Origin of the sequence: Bacillus sp. JJ722, assembly GCF_036963345.1 — a bacterium.
GTDB lineage: Bacteria > Bacillota > Bacilli > Bacillales > DSM-1321 > Bacillus_AD.
This window is the reverse complement of record NZ_JBALMO010000003.1, coordinates 3,968-6,504: the sequence shown is the minus strand read 5'-3', so window position 1 is coordinate 6,504 and position 2,537 is coordinate 3,968. Positions and strand designations below refer to the sequence as shown.

1 protein-coding gene is annotated in these 2,537 nt (G+C 36.1%); it reads left to right on the top strand.

The window, feature by feature from the left end; genetic code table 11:
- Positions 1-149 precede the first annotated feature (149 nt).
- The gene (locus V7014_RS00145; protein ID WP_335502556.1) at positions 150-2,354 is read left to right on the top strand and encodes a phosphodiester glycosidase family protein; all 2,205 of its coding nucleotides are present in this window, start codon (positions 150-152) and stop codon (positions 2,352-2,354) included.
- The last annotated feature ends 183 nt before the right edge of the window (positions 2,355-2,537 follow it).

Below are 2,537 nucleotides of genomic sequence, written 5' to 3'. Positions count from 1 at the left end.
TACGGAGCAAAACGGGCGCCTCTGCTTTTCGGTGTGAATAATTTTGCTTTATAGTTTACTAGATTTCTTGAATTTATGTTTGGAATTAAACGGTAAATATAGTAAGGTTATAGAGTACTAGTAAAAATTTTCGAAAGGTTGTCATAGATTTGAACATTAATAAGATTGCAGCTAGTGTAGTTCTCTGTTTTTGTGTTTTGTTTGTTGTTGGAGGTTCAAAAGGCTTTGCCAAAACAACTTCACTGACTCCAGGCGTTGATTGGAAGTCTGAACAAACGGTGATTGATAAGCGTAATCAATTTATTAATATGCTAGAAGTTAATCTGAATGATCCATATACAACTGTGGATTTCGGAGTTGCTTCCCCGTTAGAAAAAAAGACTCCAGTAACTTCGTTAGCTAAATTACATACGTTTGAGAAACATCATGTTGTGGGAGCAGTAAATGCTTCATTCTTTCATATGAATAGTGGTGAACCAGCTTATCTCTTAGCGAAGGATAATAAAATTACATACTTAGGAAGCGGCGCGGGAGCAGATACGAGTTTTATGCATGTACCGGCAGCTTTCGGATTAACAAAAGATAAAAAAGCCGTTATCGATCGTTTCAACATAGATATTGCTGTTAAGCATCAAGATAAAACGATTAAGATTGACAGTTATAATAAAGAGAGAGAAGACAACAGTAGTATCCTCTTTACTTCAAGTTATCGTTTTGGAAATACTCGAACAAATCCATTTGGTTATGAAGTTGTTATTAAAGGCTTACCAAAGAGCATCGACAAACAATTATCATTTGGAGAAACTATTACAGGAAAGGTAGCGAGTATTAGACCATATGGACAAAAGTCAAGCAGTACCATTCCTAAAGATGGTTTTGTTTTATCAGCTACTGGATCACAGGTAGAAGCTCTACAAAATATGAAAATAGGAGACCCAGTTTCTATAACATTGAACATTGATGAGCAATGGAAAGATGCGAATTTCGTATTAGCGAGTGGTCCGTTACTTGTGCAAAATGGAAAAACGAATATGACAATCTCAGATTCAAGTCCACGTGCAACAGAACGAACATCGCATACAGCTGTAGCTGTTGATCGCACAGGTAAGAAAGTATTTATGGTTACCGTTGATTCAAAGCGTAAAGGGAAAAGTCAAGGAATGACATTAAGAGAGTTTTCTAATTACCTTGTTAAGCAAGGTGCGTACCAAGCTATCAATTTAGATGGCGGTGGTTCGACAACTATGGCTGCTAGAATTCCTTGGGGTCGCTATGCTTCATTAGTTAATTTGCCATCAGGTGGAAGTCAACGTTCTGTATCAGCTATATTAGAAGCTGTTAGTACAGCTCCATATGGACCACCAAAAGTAATGAAAGTGAAACAGTCAGACGAAGGAAATATGCTGGTAAGTGGATCAGTTAGTTTTTCAATTACGTCAGCATTAGATAGCTATAATAACCTTGTAAGTGTATCAAAGTACCCTCCTAAATATTCAGTTGAGGGAGATATAGGGCGAATGGTTAATTCTAAATTCATCGCTGAAAAACCTGGAAAAGGAAATGTTGTCGTTCGTAGTGGCGATGCTGTTGTGAAGATCCCAATAACTGTAGATGCACGACCTGCGAAACTTAGTAGCAACGTTTCAAGTCTATATGTTGGCAAAGGTAAATCAGAGAAAGTAACAATCTCTGCATATAACAGTAAGAATGAGCTACTTAGCTTTAATCCAAATAGTATAAAGTGGAGCGTTGAAGGTAACATTGGAAGTATAGCGCCAGATGGTACATTTACAGCTAATCAAAAAGAAGGTAAAGGTAGTATCGTTGCAAATCTAAGTGGAAAAGTAATTAAGATACCGGTAACGGTTAGTTCAAAACCTTTAGTTGTTAATTCTTTAGATTCTGTTAAGCAATGGAAAGCAGCAAGTGCTAGAGCAAAAACAAGTTTAGTAGAGAATAAAAGCAGCTTGAGAAAAGGCGGAACAGGATATATCGGAATCAATTATGATTTTACAAAGTATAAGAGCGGTGTATCAGCTTCTTATATGAAACCAGCTTCGAAGTTAGTTGTTCCTTCTTCACCAACATCACTTTCGGTTTGGGCATGGGCAGATGGTAAGAAACATTGGCTAAGAACTCAAATTAAAGATCGCAATGGTAAATTGTATACACTTAATTTCACAGAAGAGCACAAGCTTGATTGGAAAGGGCAATGGAAACAAGTAAAAGCCGTTATCCCAAAAGGTGTTGCTTATCCAATCTCTATTGAAAGTATTTATGTAGCAGAAGGTAATGCCGATAAAAAGAATAAAGGTACTATTTATTTAGACGAATTAATGGCTAACTATAATTAATAGTAAAGCTGATATCCTAGTATACACTTTAGGATATCAGCTTTTTTATTTACTATATTTATATAATAAAAAGTTGTCTAATATTTGTATGAATATACAAATTTATCCCAATCTAACTGGCGCTAAAATCCCACTTCAAAACGAAAGTAATAGAGAAGACGCTTAAGTGGGAGATTAAGCGCC